This window comes from uncultured Rikenella sp. (assembly GCF_947628055.1).
Taxonomy (GTDB): Bacteria; Bacteroidota; Bacteroidia; order Bacteroidales; family Rikenellaceae; genus Rikenella.
Window position 1 is genome coordinate 25,147 of the sequence record NZ_CANQYJ010000006.1, and the last position, 15,461, is coordinate 40,607.

Annotated in this window: 19 protein-coding genes; all 19 read left to right on the forward strand. The window is 29.2% G+C overall.

Annotation, left to right across the window (positions count from 1 at the left end; genetic code table 11):
• The first annotated feature begins 149 nt into the window (after window positions 1-149).
• A complete protein-coding gene (locus Q0Z93_RS01235; RefSeq protein WP_298061778.1) occupies window positions 150-806 on the forward strand; it encodes a hypothetical protein in 657 nt (218 codons plus the stop codon).
• 296 nt (window positions 807-1,102) lie between these two features.
• On the forward strand, window positions 1,103-1,570 hold the full coding sequence (locus Q0Z93_RS01240) for a hypothetical protein (RefSeq protein ID WP_298061780.1): 468 nt from the start codon (window positions 1,103-1,105) through the stop codon (window positions 1,568-1,570).
• On the forward strand, window positions 1,563-1,757 hold the full coding sequence (locus Q0Z93_RS01245) for a hypothetical protein (protein WP_298061782.1): 195 nt from the start codon (window positions 1,563-1,565) through the stop codon (window positions 1,755-1,757). Before Q0Z93_RS01240 ends, Q0Z93_RS01245 begins: the two co-directional genes overlap by 8 nt.
• Before the next feature lie 2 nt (window positions 1,758-1,759).
• Entirely contained in the window at window positions 1,760-2,299 is a 540-nt protein-coding gene (locus tag Q0Z93_RS01250) for a hypothetical protein (protein WP_298061784.1), read from the forward strand.
• Entirely contained in the window at window positions 2,299-2,658 is a 360-nt protein-coding gene (locus tag Q0Z93_RS01255; RefSeq protein ID WP_298061785.1) for a hypothetical protein, read from the forward strand. The genes Q0Z93_RS01250 and Q0Z93_RS01255 overlap by 1 nt, the downstream gene beginning before the upstream one ends.
• A 199-nt stretch (window positions 2,659-2,857) precedes the next feature.
• On the forward strand, window positions 2,858-3,361 hold the full coding sequence (locus Q0Z93_RS01260; RefSeq protein ID WP_298061787.1) for a hypothetical protein: 504 nt from the start codon (window positions 2,858-2,860) through the stop codon (window positions 3,359-3,361).
• 27 nt (window positions 3,362-3,388) lie between these two features.
• Window positions 3,389-4,303, forward strand: a complete 915-nt coding sequence (locus Q0Z93_RS01265; RefSeq protein WP_298061790.1) for a phage major capsid protein — start codon at window positions 3,389-3,391, stop codon at window positions 4,301-4,303.
• Between the two features lie 41 nt (window positions 4,304-4,344).
• The gene (locus tag Q0Z93_RS01270) at window positions 4,345-4,725 is read left to right on the forward strand and encodes a hypothetical protein (protein WP_298061792.1); all 381 of its coding nucleotides are present in this window, start codon (window positions 4,345-4,347) and stop codon (window positions 4,723-4,725) included.
• Window positions 4,726-4,739: 14 nt separating this feature from the next.
• Entirely contained in the window at window positions 4,740-5,168 is a 429-nt protein-coding gene (locus tag Q0Z93_RS01275) for a hypothetical protein (protein ID WP_298061794.1), read from the forward strand.
• On the forward strand, window positions 5,168-5,518 hold the full coding sequence (locus tag Q0Z93_RS01280; protein ID WP_298061796.1) for a DUF6751 family protein: 351 nt from the start codon (window positions 5,168-5,170) through the stop codon (window positions 5,516-5,518). The genes Q0Z93_RS01275 and Q0Z93_RS01280 overlap by 1 nt, the downstream gene beginning before the upstream one ends.
• On the forward strand, window positions 5,518-5,871 hold the full coding sequence (locus Q0Z93_RS01285) for a minor capsid protein (RefSeq protein WP_298061798.1): 354 nt from the start codon (window positions 5,518-5,520) through the stop codon (window positions 5,869-5,871). The genes Q0Z93_RS01280 and Q0Z93_RS01285 overlap by 1 nt, the downstream gene beginning before the upstream one ends.
• The gene (locus tag Q0Z93_RS01290; protein ID WP_298061800.1) at window positions 5,871-6,311 is read left to right on the forward strand and encodes a hypothetical protein; all 441 of its coding nucleotides are present in this window, start codon (window positions 5,871-5,873) and stop codon (window positions 6,309-6,311) included. Before Q0Z93_RS01285 ends, Q0Z93_RS01290 begins: the two co-directional genes overlap by 1 nt.
• A gap of 2 nt (window positions 6,312-6,313) precedes the next feature.
• Window positions 6,314-6,811, forward strand: a complete 498-nt coding sequence (locus Q0Z93_RS01295) for a hypothetical protein (RefSeq protein ID WP_298061801.1) — start codon at window positions 6,314-6,316, stop codon at window positions 6,809-6,811.
• Between the two features lie 187 nt (window positions 6,812-6,998).
• A complete protein-coding gene (locus Q0Z93_RS01300) occupies window positions 6,999-7,502 on the forward strand; it encodes a hypothetical protein (protein ID WP_298061803.1) in 504 nt (167 codons plus the stop codon).
• On the forward strand, window positions 7,502-8,095 hold the full coding sequence (locus tag Q0Z93_RS01305; RefSeq protein ID WP_298061805.1) for a Gp15 family bacteriophage protein: 594 nt from the start codon (window positions 7,502-7,504) through the stop codon (window positions 8,093-8,095). The genes Q0Z93_RS01300 and Q0Z93_RS01305 overlap by 1 nt, the downstream gene beginning before the upstream one ends.
• Window positions 8,096-8,099: 4 nt before the next feature.
• Entirely contained in the window at window positions 8,100-10,469 is a 2,370-nt protein-coding gene (locus tag Q0Z93_RS01310; protein ID WP_298061807.1) for a hypothetical protein, read from the forward strand.
• A gap of 11 nt (window positions 10,470-10,480) precedes the next feature.
• Window positions 10,481-10,876 carry a hypothetical protein gene (locus Q0Z93_RS01315; protein WP_298061808.1) on the forward strand — a complete coding sequence of 132 codons (396 nt, stop codon included), beginning with the start codon at window positions 10,481-10,483 and terminating at the stop codon, window positions 10,874-10,876.
• A complete protein-coding gene (locus tag Q0Z93_RS01320) occupies window positions 10,873-15,123 on the forward strand; it encodes a hypothetical protein (RefSeq protein ID WP_298061810.1) in 4,251 nt (1,416 codons plus the stop codon). The genes Q0Z93_RS01315 and Q0Z93_RS01320 overlap by 4 nt, the downstream gene beginning before the upstream one ends.
• Window positions 15,124-15,248: 125 nt before the next feature.
• Window positions 15,249-15,461, forward strand: a 213-nt coding sequence (locus Q0Z93_RS01325; protein WP_298061812.1) for a hypothetical protein, incomplete at its 3' end; no start/stop codon positions are given.

Here is a 15,461-nt window from a genome sequence, read left to right on the forward strand (position 1 = left end):
CGAATAAGTAAGTTATAGAAGTATGAGATAAAAAACTTATACGATAACATAATGGGATTATTATTTTCTTAATCTTTGCGTTTCTTGGCTGGGGTCGTAACGGCTTTGGTGGAAACAACGGAAGTGGAACAGATGGGAGTGGTGCTGCTATGAATTATGTTTTATCTAGCGACTTCGCAACACTTCAAAGACTACTATCTGATGGATTTAATACTGTAAATAGCGGTATAAACCAAGTAAATCAAGGTATTTGTAACTTAGGTTATAGTACACTTGAAAACTTTAATACTACAAACATGGGTGTTGCTACTGGCTTTGCTAATCTAAACAATGCTTTATGTAACCAGTCATTCCAAATTGAAAGAGGAATTACTGGACTTGGAACGCAATTACAAGGTTGTTGCTGTGATTTAAGACAACAAATTGCTGATACATCTTGCGCTACTTTAGGAGCAATTAAAGATGTAAATTATGGTATTGCAATGCAAACAAACGCATTACAACAAACATTATGCAATAGTACACGTGATATAATTGATAATCAAAATGCTAATTATCGTGCTTTACATGACGAAATTACTGCAAATAGAATCGAAGATAAGAACGCTCAAATCACTGCTCAACAAAATGAGATTAATGCTCTTAGATTATCTGCAAGCCAAGCACAACAAAATGAATACTTATTAAATCAATTGCGTACTGGATGCCCAGTAAATGCACAATTGGTTTGTGGAAACACACCTATTCCAGTTCAATATATTGGTGCTGGTTGTGGCTGTAACAACGGTTGTGGTTCATATTATTAGACCATATTGCTGAAATTAGCAAAATGGTAGTAAGACCTATTTTATAGGAACTCATAACGAGAACTTGCAAAAATGTGAGAAATCACGTAAAAAATCATGCAAAAGTGTGATTTTAGGGTATAGCAAGTCTATACCCTTTTTATTTAGACAAAAAATGCAAAAATTGTCTTAATAATTTAAAAACATGACAAAATGTCTAATAAAAAAGTAAAAAATACATAAAAAATGTTAAAATTGACTATTTTATGTGAAAAAATCACATTAAATGGTTAAAAAAAGAAAGGAATGATAAAAAAATGATACAAAGTTATATTAATACTTTAACAACTTTACCTACAAATTCATCTTCTGTTACATTTCAAACTGACTGTATAAGAACAAATAGTTGTGGTTGTAATAATTGTCGTAGTTGGCTATGTCATAATTCAGGTAGTGCTGGATATAATATTGTTGAAGGTGGGCTTTATGAAATTGATTTCAATGCAACTGTTTCGAGTGCTACTGCTGGCGTTGTTGCTTTTGGATTATTTAATAACGGTGAATTAATACCAGGCACGTTGATGGCAGAGACTCTAGGAGCAGCTAACGATTATGTTAATATTGGAATTGATAAAAAAATTCGTGTATGTTGCAAAGGCAATGCTAATATAACTGTTCAAGCTATTCCAACTGTTCCAACTGCTGATACACCAACTACACCAATAACTACTCAAGTTCCTATTATCTTATCAGCTAATTTTAGCTTAACAAGATTAAATGGATAATGATTATAAATACAATAATTTTATCATTGATTTAATAAATGTTTTATCGTTTGCTGTTGGGTTACAAAACATTGAACTTAATAATAAGCAAATACAAGATTTACAAGAACATTTAAATAATCAAGATAAACAGTATGAAAAAATTATTGCACTTTTAGAAGAAAATAAAACGACCGAAAGGAGTTAGTTATGGAAGATAAAAATAGTGAAAAAGATTTAATTTGTAAAGTAAATGAACAAGTTGAAAAATCAATTGAAGAAATAATTGACAGTGGAGTTACACCAACTAATTTAGATAATTTAGGTAAATTGGTTGATATCCACAAAGACTTAAAAAATGAAGAATATTGGAAAGCAAAGGAGGAAAATTTTATGAGATATGGAAATTATGGTAGAGATAGCTATGGAGAATATGGTGAAGATAGCTATGGAAGAAGAAGTCGTGACAGTAGAGGAAGATATATGGACAGCTATGGACGCAGAGGTGTAAAAGGCACTGGTAGAGGACGTTATCGTGGTGAAGAATTAATGGACGAAATGTATGACGCTTATAATGACTATATGGACAGCAATGAATATGGAAACTATGGAACTAGTGAAAATATGCAAAAAATAGAAATTATGGCGGATAGTTTAATGGACTTCATTCATCACATTAAAAAAGAAGCTAAGACACCTGAAGAAAAACAACTTATTGATGAAAAATTAAAAGAAATTGGTAGAATGTAATGGCTTATAGATATTATAATGCCAATGCTGTTGGAAATATAGCAATGGACTGTACTATAAGAGCGATTTCATGTGCCACTGGAAAATCATGGGATTATGTTTACGAACATCTTAGTGATTTAGCCCAAGAACGTGGAACAATGATGGATAATTCCGAGTTTATAATTAATTATTTAGATAGAAGGTACGAAAAAATACCTGTCTATGGTGAAACGGTTGGAGAATTATCCGAAATGTATCCTAACAATATTTTACTTATCACAATGGAAGGACATATCACCTGTTCAAAATATGGGACGATATATGATATTTGGGATTGCAGACGTAGACAAGCAGAGTATGCTTGGCTTATAAATTAGAAAAATGCACAATTAAAATGAAAAATTTGCATAAAAATTGCAAAAATGCACAATAAATTGTAAAAAATTGTGTATTTTTTATGTTTTTGACATTTTTTAAATTTTACAATATAATTTACTTAAGGTTTAAAAAACCATATATCAATTCACACGGCGTTCGTGACGTCGATATATAATAACGATAGGAGGAGATATTTATATGCGTGAATTTTTAAAGGATTTAAATTTAGACCAAGAAGTAATTGATAAAATTATGAAAGAAATGGGAACTAAAATTGAAGATAGTAAAGGAAAAGATGAAAAAATTACGGATTTAGAAGCCGAAATTATTCAATTAAAAAAAGATAAAAAAGCTTTGAAAACTGAAAATGATAAACTTAACTTAACTATTGAAGAAAATAATAAATCTTTGGAAAATTTACAAACAATAACAAATGAAAATAAAAACCTTAAAGCAGAAATTCAAATGAGTGGAAGCGAAGTTAAAAAGGAATTTAGCAAATTTGTTATGAGTGAAGTTATGTCTAAAGTTGATGATAAGACAGACTTTGAAACTGCACTTGAAAATTACAAAAAAGAATGTCCGCAATACTTCGGAGAGACTGTAGTTAAAAAAGTGCAAAGTTCACCTAGTGTAGGTACTGGTGAAAATCATCAAACTACTACAAATGATATTATGAATAATATCTTGCGTGGTAAATAATAATTAGAAAAGGAGATAAGATTAAAAATGGCTGTAAAAGGAATTGAAAGAGCAGACGTTGAAAAATTAATTGAACCTCAAGTAGCAAATGAAATCTTTGAAGGTACAATTAGAGACAGTAAACTATTACCCCTTATGACTAAGTTGCCAAACATGACTAGTGATAAGACAAAATTACGTATTTTAGACACTCTTCCTATTGTTTCATTTGTTGACGAAACAAATAAAAATGGTCGTAAAAGTGTTACTAAAATGGCTTGGAAAGATAAATATATTAATGCTGCCGAATTAGCAGTTATCGTTCCAATTAAAGAAAACTTATTAAATGATGCCTCAGTTGATATTTGGGCACAAGTTAGACCTAGAATTACTGAAGCATTTGCAAGCAAAATTGATAATGCAATTTTAAATGGTACTAACAAACCAACCGATTGGGAACAAGGTATTGCACAACAAATAGAAACTGCTAATGCTTATGCTGAAGAAACTGACAATTTCTATAAAGATATTGATGGCGCTATGACCAAGGTTGAAACAAGTGGTTATAATGTTACTGGTATTTTAGGAGGCCTTGAATTAAAGAGCAAATTTAGAAATATGCTTGATAATACTGGACAACCTATTCAAAATACTGAAATTGGTGCTTTACCAAGAAATTATGTAGATAATGGTGCTTGGGATAAAAAAAATCTTGATTTAATCTTAGGTGATTTCAAACAAGCAGTATATTCTATTAGACAAGATGTTACATTTAAAGTATTAGATCAAGCAGTTATTCAAGATCCAGATACTGATGCAATTGTTTACAATTTAGCACAAGATGATATGGTAGCATTACGTGTTACAATGAGATTAGGTTGGGCATTACCTAACCCTGTAAACATTGAAAACACTACTGAAACACGTTTCCCATTTGCAAGTGTTAAAAAAAAAGTAGATTAGACATTAGCACTATTGTAAAAGTTATTGATGGCGACACTAATTTGTTAAATAAAGATGTAAAAGATTTACAAGAAAATGTTGCTATTGATAGTGAAGGAAATGTTACAGGAACATTAAAATATGTTGATAGTTACCCTAATTTTTCAAGTGTTGAAAGTGAACAAAAAGGGAACTACTTAGCAATAAAATTTGAAGAAGCAACGCAAGGCAAGACAGTTAAAGTTAAATTAACTAAAGAAAGTACTTTAGATAGTGATGGACAATTAGTTTTATTGGTTACTGATACAAGTAAAAATAAGCCATTAGTTGTTACTGTTGATAATGAAGAAAGTTATCAACTTAACTTAAGTAAATTAACTTTAAGCCCTGCACCTATTGTTTATTCAAGTAGAAAAACTAAAATAAAATCATTTAATGAATAGATAGGAGGGCATTTATGAAATTTGAAAACCAATATCTAACTTACAACGAGTATAGATTACTAGGTGGGAAAATGGAACAAATGCCTTTTAATCTATTAGAATTTGAAGCTAGAAAAATAATTGATGGAAGAACTCAAAAAAGATTAATTGGTGTCGAAGAGATACCACAAGAAGTTAAATTGTGTGTGAATAAAATGGTTAATACTATCGAAAGTTACATTAGTGCCACTAACATAGATACTTCCGACGGTATTAATAAATGCAATATTGCAAGTGAAAATATTGATGGTTATAGTGTTAGTTATGTTACTGCAGACCAAGTATTAGCAAATACACAAACAATAATTAAATCTAAACAAGTTGAACTAGAAGATATTATGATGAATTATTTAATAGGGTGCGTTGTAAATAACGAACATATTATGTATAATGGGGTATCTTAATGCTAGTTAATAGTGGTTTAACGGTTTATCATAAATATTATGATGAAACTGAAAAATTAGAAAAATGGGAAAGATTTAATTATGATAATGTTTGGTGGTTTGGTGGTAAGGGTGCTGGTATTAATAAAGGATACGAAAATGCTAACGACGTTCAAATTAGGATATTTTATGAAACTAATAAAAATCTTGATATTGAAAACTTTAGTATTGGTGATATATTGATACAAGGCTTAATATTTAAAGACATAAACACTCAACAAGAATTAGACCAAGAAAACATTTACAATATTACTTCTTTAAACAATAATACGTTTGGCAACAACCCACATATACACATCGGTGGCAAATAATGGGTTATGTAAAACTTAATTCTATTGATAAAATAAAAAAAAGATTAGGATTAGAAATAAATGGGCCAGTACAAGCATTCTTTACAGAAACTTGTTATAATCATATGGATAAATATGTTCCAATGGATAAAGGTAATTTAAGAACTATTGTTGATTTAGAAGATAGTAGTATTACTTATGAAAGCCCTTATGCACGTTATCAATATTATGGAGAACGTGAAGATGGAAGCCATAAAGTAAGGAATTATACTACACCAGGAACAGGTCCTTATTGGGATAGACGTATGGTAAGTGCTGAAATAGGTCAAGTTGTTAAAGAAGTACAAGATTATGTTAATCAAGGAGGCAAATAATGGATATTGATTATAAAGAAACTAGAATATCAAAATTAAGAGATTATTTATTTCAAGTTATTGATAATATAGCTAAAGATAAAAAATATCAAATAAATGCTGATATGCTTGGAAAAGATGTTGAAAGTTATTCTTTAGATAAAATACCAAATGCTAGTACAGTCGAGAGATGGATAACAGGGCTTGAGATACACAGAGATGTATTTTCATTTAGAAGTCGTAAGGCTTATTCACAAGACACAATTAATAATCTTACTAACATAGGTTTTTTTGAAATATTTGAAGCTTCAATTAAAAAAAATAATGATAATAAAATTCTACCAGATATAAAAGGTATAGAAAGTGTTAGTTGTTTAAATTGTGGAACAATGAACAATGCAAATACTAACACAGCTGAATTTGATATACAAATTCAAATAACATATAGAGAGGAGAAATAATTATGAATGATACTGGTTATATTAAAATGAACCGTGATGAGTGGGTCACTTATCTTGATACTACTCCATATAAAACTGAAACTTGGGAAAAACTTGGAGTTGGAATCACCGAACTAGCCATCGAACAAAATCCAAGTATAGAGTCTGAAAAATGGATAATCGAGCGTACGTCTCGCCACATTCACGAAAGTAATGAAAAAACTAGTAGTGTATCGCAAAGTATTTACACTAACGACCCTTGTTATAAATTTATCGAGGCTGGTCGTGATAAATTAAATTATCGTACACACATTCTTGACATTGATATGACAAGAAAAAGTGAAAGTGGTGATAAATTCTATGCAGAGAAAAGTGATGGGTTAATTGCTGTTACATCATGGATGGGTGAAAACGCCACTGTGGAATTTGACCTTTATTGGGAAGGAGATAAAGAAGTCGGCTATGTAACATTAGAAGCTGGAAAACCAACATTTACAAAAGGTGATTACAGCGCCCCCTAGTAGAGCCGTAATTGCTTCAAATGTTTCTAGAAAAAGTGTTACTAAAAAATGGGATACACAAGAAACAGAAACCGAAGAAAATAACGACGGCTTAGATAATAAAGAAAACGAGATGTAAAACCTTAAAGGGTGGGTAGGATAAACCCACTCTTTTATTATTAAATAGAAAGAAGGAGGATTAAACACTATGGCAGATGTTAATCAAAAAGAAGAAAATTTTATTCAATTAAAGAAAGATAATATTTTAAAAATAAGAATTAAAGATAGTGAGGGAAATGACACAGGAGAACATTTAGAGTTTGATTTAGAAGACATTGAACTTCCTTTAAAATTAAATCAATGTGACGCTAAACATAAAAAAAATTTAGTTGACTTACAAAATAGATATAAAATAATTGATAATCAAGAAGATAAAAAAGGCAAATTTATTTTATCTTGGAAAGAAGAAGAAAAAATAAAGGCATTAAAAGAGTTTTATGAAAAAGAAATGGAAGCCCTTGATTTGTTTTTAGGAAAAGGTGGAACTAAAAAATTATTAAACGGTAGAAATCCGTACATTTCAATGTATAATGATATTGCTGAAATAATTGAACCTATTTTACCTAAATTAAAAGTAAGAAGTGAGGATATTAAAAATAAAATAGTAAGTAAATATGGAAAAGCTCAAGAAGAAAATAATGTATTGAAATAATGAACTATCCTGAATATGTAGAAATTGATGGGCAACGTTTTAAAATTAATACTGATTTTAGAGTTGCCTTAAAATGCAATAAAATTGCACAAGATGACACAATTCAAGATTATGAAAGAGCCTTAGCTATTATTTATTTATTATTTGGTGAAGTTGTTTTTGAAAAAACAGAATACCAAGAAAAATTTTTAGAACTTGCTCAAAAATATTTATCTTGTGGAAAAGAAATAAAGCCAACAAATGAAGAACCTGATTTTGATTTTGAACAAGATATGGAACTTGTTAGAATTAGCTTTATAAGTGATTACGGTGGTTTAGATATAAAAAATACAACTATGCACTTTTGGGAATTTATGGACAGAATAAATGGACTCTCTAATAGTGAAATGGGCAATTGTTGTATTTTAAATAGAGTAAGAAATTTAAGAAATTTTAATACTAAAAATATCAAAGACCCTAAAGAAAAGAAAAAAATTATTGAAGCTAAAAAACAAGTTGCATTAAAGAAAAAAGAAAAGAAAAGAATTTTAACTGAAGAAGAAAAAAATAATATCAATGACTTTATGAAAATGGCTGGCATAGAGAGGGAGTGATAATTTGAATACAGATGGAAAAATTGTAATAGGAACTGGATTAGATAATAAACAATTTGAAAAAGACGTACAAAATTTAGAAAAAAAGTTAAATGAAACAGAGAAAAAAAATAAACCAACAATAGATTTAAAATTATCTACTGAAACATTCAAAAAAAATTTAAAAAATATTAAAGATAAAATAAAAACTGAATTTGAAAAAATAAATCCAGAAATTAAACCAGAAGTAAAAGAACCTAAAGAAAAAAATATATGGGCTGATTATGAACCTCCAGAATTTACAGATGAAATAAGTTTTGATGAACAAATTGAACATTTAAAAGGAAAAATTGAAGAAATAAGAGTTATGCTTCAAAAACCTACTAATTTTAACCTAACCATGGAAGATGTTGAAAAATTAGGTGTAGAAGAAGAAAAACTAACAAATCAACTTATTCAATTAGAAAAAAAACAACAAAAATTTAATCAAGAAATAAATAACGGTAAAAAAAATACTGATAGTTTATCAAATTCAATGGGTGGAGTATTAAAAAAAGTTGCAAAATGGACTTTAGCAATTTTTAGTGTTAGAAGTGCTTATATGTTTGTTAGACAGGCTGTTAGTACAATTTCACAATATAACGAAGATTTGGCTAATGATTTAGAATATATAAGATATGCACTTGCTAGCGTTTTAGAACCAGTAATTAGGGCTATTGTAAATCTGGTAGCAAGACTATTGCAATATGTTAATTATTTGTGGAAATCATGGTTTGGTAAAGATTTATTTAAAAGTGCAAAAGACTTTGAAAGCATGAAAAATTCATCATCGGCTGTTGCTAAAAATACAAAAGAAATAAAGAAAAATTTAGCTGGATTTGATGAAATGAATATATTGGAAGATACAAGCACAACAGATAATAATGCAGCAAGTAATGTTGCTAGTCCAACTTTTGATTTAACATCTATGGAAAATTTTGAACCTCCAGCATGGTTAGAAACAATAAAAAATTGGGGTCAATGGATAATTGACCATTGGAAATTAGTATTAGGAATTATAGCTGGAACTGGTGCTGTTTTCTTAGGTATAAAACTTGCTAAATTTTTAAGTCAAGCAAAAGGAGTTAATAAAGAGGTTGGAGGTTGGAGTTCAACGTTTAAAGGCTTTTTTGATGGCTTAGGCAAAGCTGCTGAGTCAATAGCAATTTTAGGTGGCTTAACATTAGTAATTGACTCTATAACAAAATTAATTGATACTTTTAGCCAAAGTGGTTTAACTTTAGGAGAAGTTGCTGGTTTATTAGGTATTGTTCTAGGTGAATTAACTGTAACTTTTGGTTTATTACTAGGTGCTATGACATTAATGACACCTAGTTGGCAAAGCATTGCGGCAGCAGCAGTTATTTTTGGAGGTTTTGCTTTAGTAATAAATCAAGTTACTCATTTACTTGAAGTATTTTCAAAAAGTGGTTTAGAGTTGGGTGACGTAATAGATTTATTATCAGGTATAATGCTAACCATTATTGGTTTAATGGGTTCAATTGTTTTACTAGGGCCAGCAATGACTGCAGGGTTAGTTCCATTTTTAGGTGTTGTTGGAGGAATATCAGCTATTTTATTAGTTATGGCTGCTACATTGCCAATAATATTGGAAGCATGTGCTAAATTTATTAATGATATAGGGCCATTTGTTATAAAACTTATAAAAACAATAAATCAATCTATAAATGCAACTATTGAAGTTTTAGGAAAAGTTTTGCCACCTATTATTCAATCTGTTGGAAATTTATTTACTACAATATTTAGTGGAGTGTCAAAAGTAATAGAAACTATTGGTGGAATGATAATTGGAATATTATCATCAGCACAACAACTTGTTGTTACAGTTTTATCTTCAATTCTGTATTTCATAAATGAATTAGGTCCAGCAACTAATAATTTTGTAGATAACATAATAACTGCTACAACTAAATTAATTAATTTTATAATTAGTGGTATTGAATATTTAGTAAATACTGTTGTTATAGGAGGTATTAATAAAATAATACAAGGTGTAAATGCACTTTCTGGAATTATAGGAATTTCAATACCTTTAGTTCCTGAACTTCAAATACCTAGATTTGTTCCTAGATTGGCAAAAGGTGGAGTCATTTCACAACCTGGCAGAGGTGTACCAGTAGGTTATGGACAGGCAATAGCTGGAGAAGGTGGAACAAGTGGTTCCCGTGAAGGTGTCATACCATTAACAGACGCACAACAAATGGCTTTACTTGGTGAGTCAATAGGCAAATATGTTAATATTAATTTAACTAATATAACTAAATTAGATAATAGACAAATTGCAAAAGAACAAAAAAGAATTAGTGTGCAAAATGATTTTGCTTTTAATAGATAGGAGATGATGAAATGCTCATAAATAAAGATAGCCTTAAAGTTAGAGGTATAGATAATTTTACAAGTTATATAACCGAAGTTGAATATGGCTATAATAAACTATGGGGTTCCGATAGTGGACGTAATTTAGCTGGAACAAATTCTGGTACTCTTGTCGGAATATTTCCTAAAATTAAAGTTAGTTTTAGAAAATTATCACAACAAGAATTAGAAGCTATTGCTCCTATTTTGGATAATGCTACACAATGGGTTACTTATTATGACCCTGTATTAAAAAGACTTTATGAAATGGATACATATACAGGAGACTGGGCTACTGCTAATAGAAATACATTTTCAAATGTTGCACACGCAAACGAAAGCTTTGATATAAGTTTTATAGCTAATAGAAAGAGGCCAAGTAGATGAGAAAACATAGTGAAGAATTTAAAAATAAAATTAATTTAATAGGTAGAGAATTAGATAGCAAATTAACTTTTGGTGAAACAGAATTAGGTAACGAGCAATTAAATGCCGTTACCCCTGTTTTACAAAGTTCATTATTAAAATCAGTAATGAAAGAACTTGATATTGATAGTAATATAGATATACCTGTAGGAACTATTGTTAATTATAAATTTGGCGTTTTATTGGACAGTGGAGATTATGAATATCTTGACTATGGAAATTATCAAATTTATTCTAGTGAAAAGCAAGAAGATAATAACGCATATAACATTGTGGCTTATGATAAAATGCTAAATTCTATGGTTGAATACACTAAGTTAAAAAAAGAAAATGTTAAATTTCCCATTTCTATACGTGATTATATAACATATCTTTGTGAAGATATAGGTTTAGAATTTAAAAATAAAGAAGATGAGTTTGCAAATTATAATAGAATGATAGAAAGTGACTTATATGCTGGCTTAGGTTATACATATAGAGACATATTTGATGAATTGGCACAAGTTACGGCTAGTAATATTATCATTAATGAAAATGACGAAGTTGAAATAAAATATATAACTAGTACGGGTGAAATTGAAACTACTAGTTCAAATAATAACAATATTATTGAAGTTGATAACATACCAAAGCAAAATGCTAGAAGTCTAATTGTGTATGGCAACAGTTTCCAAGAAACAGGAAATTTGAAAAATTTATTTAATTATAGAGATACTAATTATGTTGAAGAAGGATATACTATAAATTCTAATGGTTGGATTACAATAAAAAAATTTAATCCTATTCTTGAATATTATGATTTTTCTACGCATGATTTAAATATAAAACAAGACACTGATTATTTAATTGTATTAGAAGTAAAATCAGTTTCTGGTACAGGACGAATTTATCCTGTTAGTACTAATATTAATGCACAATTTGATACAGAAGTATATTATGATTTTAGTGAATTAAAAGAAGGCGACGTTAAAGTTAATCTTATACATAGTAACAAAGATTATAAACCTGGAGATTTAGATCATCAATACGGTTTAAGAACTCATACTGATTTTAATGAAGAACAAGATGGAGAATTGATATTTAGACTATCTGTATTAGAAGATACTTCAATAACACCAGAGCAATTTATGTATGAACCATATGGAGCAATGCCAAGTCCTGAATTTCCAAGTGAAATAAAATGCGTTCAAGGTAATTTACAATTAGTAGACATTGGTAAGAATATATTTAATGATAAACAAGCAACAGTTGTTCTATCAAGTGGTGCTGATGCTTCGACTTTACCTACAGGAGTAAAATTAACAGCAAATAAGACAAATTTAGAAATTTCATGTATTGCATATAAATTAGATGATTTAACCAATTTTGTTGGAAAAACTGTAAGAATGAAAGCAAATTTTTCTTATACAAAAAATATTCATCCAAGATATAATCTAGGATTATGTGATGCAACAGGCAATATCAGACAATCTATTGTATATTCAGATAATAGTGGTGAAACAATTTCTCTTGTTGTCCCAGATGATTTAGGTGAAACAAAATATTTATGTGTATGGCTATATCTTAATTTTAATAGGGATAGAGAATATGATATTGGTGATACATGTGAATTTAATGAATTAATTGTTACAATAGATAATGAAGATATGACTTATGAACCATACCAAAAAACCGAAACATATATAGATATTGGTAACAATAAATTAAATTCAATAAATGATGTTGCTGATGAACATGATTTAATTAGCGGTAAAGGTATTAAAAGAATAGGCGAATGTGTTCTTACTGGTGATGAAAGTATAATTTTTGAAAAAGATGGCTATATTAGAGCAAGAATTAAAATAGATAATTCTAGCAAAGAGGGCTCAAGAAAACCAATAATATCTAATTATTTTAAATATGCTTTAGCGGTTAATGATGAGGGAACTGGATTTATGGCTAGTGGATGTTTTTACTTTTATTTGCCAAAGGAATATACAACTAAAGCACAATATAAGCAATGGTTAAAAGATAGATACAACGAAGGCAATCCAGTTATATTTAAATGGATATTAGAAACTCCACAAGAATTTACAACAGAACCAGTTAATATCCAATTAAGAAAAGGCTATAATAAAATTGAAATTAATGATAAAAACGAGTTGATAAACAAATTAGATTTAACTTACCGATTAGAAGACGACACTATAGACGAAGAATACCTAAAAGATGTAAATGTTAAATTTGGTGAAAAATATGGTCCAATTAATAGCATTGTTTTAAGCCGAAGTGCTGGAGCTGACAATATTTATTTACAAGACGAACAAAGTGTTGCCGACAATGGTTTGTGTGAATTAAAAATAAGCGATAATCAAATAATGAATTTTAACGACCGAAGTGATTATTTACCTGATATATTAAATAAATTAAATGGCTTAGAATATTACATAAATGACTTTTCTAGCACTGGAATTTGTTATTATGAAATTGCTGATAGATATAATGTTAGCATTGGTGAAAATACCTATCAATGTATTATATTTAATGATGAAATAAATATAACACAAGGCTTAGAAGAAACGATTTATACAGAATTGCCAGAACAGGCAGAAACCGATTATACAAAAGCTGATAAGACCGATAGGAAAATAAACCAAACTTATATAATTGTGGATAAACAAAATCAAACAATAGAAAGTGTTGTATCACAAACTGACACATTTAACGAAAGAATAACTAAAACTGAACAAGATGTCGAAGGTATACGTCAATTAGTTGAAGGAGTTTATGATTATACACGCGAAACAAGTGGGAACAATAAATTAACTGTAGAGCAAGCACAGGAAGGTAATTTATTAGAACTTCATATAACAGGTGAAGTAGAATTATTATATCCACAAGATGATTTATACCCAGAAGATACATTATATCCTTTAGATAGCTATTTAATAGTTGAAAATGATAAAGAAGAAAAAAGAAAATTCCATTTGCCTAATAATGATAGTTATTTATATTTATATACTTATAATGACATAAGTGATGAGTTTGTAATTGAAAATATATACAATGAAAATTCAAAACAATATGAAAGAAAAGCTAAGATAATTAGACGAGTTAAAGTGGAAGATGACGGAACTAGAAGTCGTTTAATAGAACCTGTTGAAGAAGATTATGGTATTGTAAATATAACTTTATTTAAAGGAAAAAATACAATCTATTTAGAAAGTTTTGAAGGACTAAATTATTTTGTTAAATATGCTATTATAAATGAAATTGTTGACGAATACGCAACAAAGATTGAACTTAGTACTGAAATAACACAAACTGAAGAACAAATTCAATCAGTTGCTAGTCTTAAAGTAGATAATTCAATATTTGAAAGTTACAGAACCCAAACAGCAAAATTAATTGAAGATAAAGTTAGCAATGCTGATTTTACAACATATAGGACACAAACGGATACTGAATTATCTAATAAAGTTCAAAAAGGCAATGTTGTATCTGAAGTTAATCAGTCGGCTGATTTAGTGTCAATTAAAGCTAATCGATTTGAACTACAATCAACAAATACTCAAATTACTAAAGAAGGTAGTTTTACAACTAAAAATGGTACTTTCACTAACTGTACCATTGATGGTGGTAGTTTAAAATTATCAAATGGAGCAACAGTTGTTGGAGATAATGGCTTAGCAACAAATTTAATATATCCTGGTTATGTTAGAGGTAGATATACAACTGGTGGTGGCGATTTTGTTCCACTTGGTCATGTTGGTGGTGGAGACGACGCAAATTCACAAAGAAATGCTATGATGTTTACATTTAGACTTCCAGATAACTTTACAATAAAAAGTGCTAAAATTTTACTTTTACATGCACCTATAAGTTGGGTTAATTTTGAAAGTAATCCAATAACGGGATATTCAAGAAATTTGAAATTATATAAATTATCTAGTTTTAATTTAACTTACAATCAAGGAACAGGTGGAATATATTCTAATTCGGTGGGAACTGAAATACCAAATGCGTTTGGTGCAAATGGTTTTACTGGAAGTTCTAGTACTGCAACTTATGCAACTAGTATTGATATAACATCACAAATATCTAAAACAGGATTAAATCAATTATTTATAAGAACTTCTGATGGCATGCAAACATCAAACGCAACAATATTTGGTAGAACTGGTGGTGTAACTGGATATTTAGAAATTATAGGTTTTATGAACTTTTAGGCGAATTTTTATTTATATGTTATAATTAAATTAGAAAGGAAAGTGATAAAAATGAATTTTAAAAATATCAATTGGGGGGGGGGCAATAGTTATAATTTAATTATTTGTTGCCCTATGGTAACATTATGAGTTTTGTAAAAAAAGAATGGCATAATAAAGGCGAAAGTGTAAAAACACCGATAAGTGCTGATGGTTTGAATGATTTAGAAAATAGAATTAACAACGGTTTTAATAGTTCAGAAACAAGCGTTTTAAAAAAGACTGTTAAATGCCAAACCTGGGGTTGGATAAACGAAATTACTGTTGATATGAGTGACACATATCTTGGAATTATGCAA

What these genes read in the sequence shown, in the direction of transcription:
- Q0Z93_RS01235 (WP_298061778.1), top strand. Translation starts at nt 150, where the DNA reads ATGAATTATGTTTTATCTAGCGACTTCGCAACACTTCAAAGACTACTA.
- Q0Z93_RS01240 (WP_298061780.1), top strand. Translation starts at nt 1,103, where the DNA reads ATGATACAAAGTTATATTAATACTTTAACAACTTTACCTACAAATTCA.
- Q0Z93_RS01245 (WP_298061782.1), top strand. Translation starts at nt 1,563, where the DNA reads ATGGATAATGATTATAAATACAATAATTTTATCATTGATTTAATAAAT.
- Q0Z93_RS01250 (WP_298061784.1), top strand. Translation starts at nt 1,760, where the DNA reads ATGGAAGATAAAAATAGTGAAAAAGATTTAATTTGTAAAGTAAATGAA.
- Q0Z93_RS01255 (WP_298061785.1), top strand. Translation starts at nt 2,299, where the DNA reads ATGGCTTATAGATATTATAATGCCAATGCTGTTGGAAATATAGCAATG.
- Q0Z93_RS01260 (WP_298061787.1), top strand. Translation starts at nt 2,858, where the DNA reads ATGCGTGAATTTTTAAAGGATTTAAATTTAGACCAAGAAGTAATTGAT.
- Q0Z93_RS01265 (WP_298061790.1), top strand. Translation starts at nt 3,389, where the DNA reads ATGGCTGTAAAAGGAATTGAAAGAGCAGACGTTGAAAAATTAATTGAA.
- Q0Z93_RS01275 (WP_298061794.1), top strand. Translation starts at nt 4,740, where the DNA reads ATGAAATTTGAAAACCAATATCTAACTTACAACGAGTATAGATTACTA.
- Q0Z93_RS01280 (WP_298061796.1), top strand. Translation starts at nt 5,168, where the DNA reads ATGCTAGTTAATAGTGGTTTAACGGTTTATCATAAATATTATGATGAA.
- Q0Z93_RS01285 (WP_298061798.1), top strand. Translation starts at nt 5,518, where the DNA reads ATGGGTTATGTAAAACTTAATTCTATTGATAAAATAAAAAAAAGATTA.
- Q0Z93_RS01290 (WP_298061800.1), top strand. Translation starts at nt 5,871, where the DNA reads ATGGATATTGATTATAAAGAAACTAGAATATCAAAATTAAGAGATTAT.
- Q0Z93_RS01295 (WP_298061801.1), top strand. Translation starts at nt 6,314, where the DNA reads ATGAATGATACTGGTTATATTAAAATGAACCGTGATGAGTGGGTCACT.
- Q0Z93_RS01300 (WP_298061803.1), top strand. Translation starts at nt 6,999, where the DNA reads ATGGCAGATGTTAATCAAAAAGAAGAAAATTTTATTCAATTAAAGAAA.
- Q0Z93_RS01305 (WP_298061805.1), top strand. Translation starts at nt 7,502, where the DNA reads ATGAACTATCCTGAATATGTAGAAATTGATGGGCAACGTTTTAAAATT.
- Q0Z93_RS01315 (WP_298061808.1), top strand. Translation starts at nt 10,481, where the DNA reads ATGCTCATAAATAAAGATAGCCTTAAAGTTAGAGGTATAGATAATTTT.
- Q0Z93_RS01320 (WP_298061810.1), top strand. Translation starts at nt 10,873, where the DNA reads ATGAGAAAACATAGTGAAGAATTTAAAAATAAAATTAATTTAATAGGT.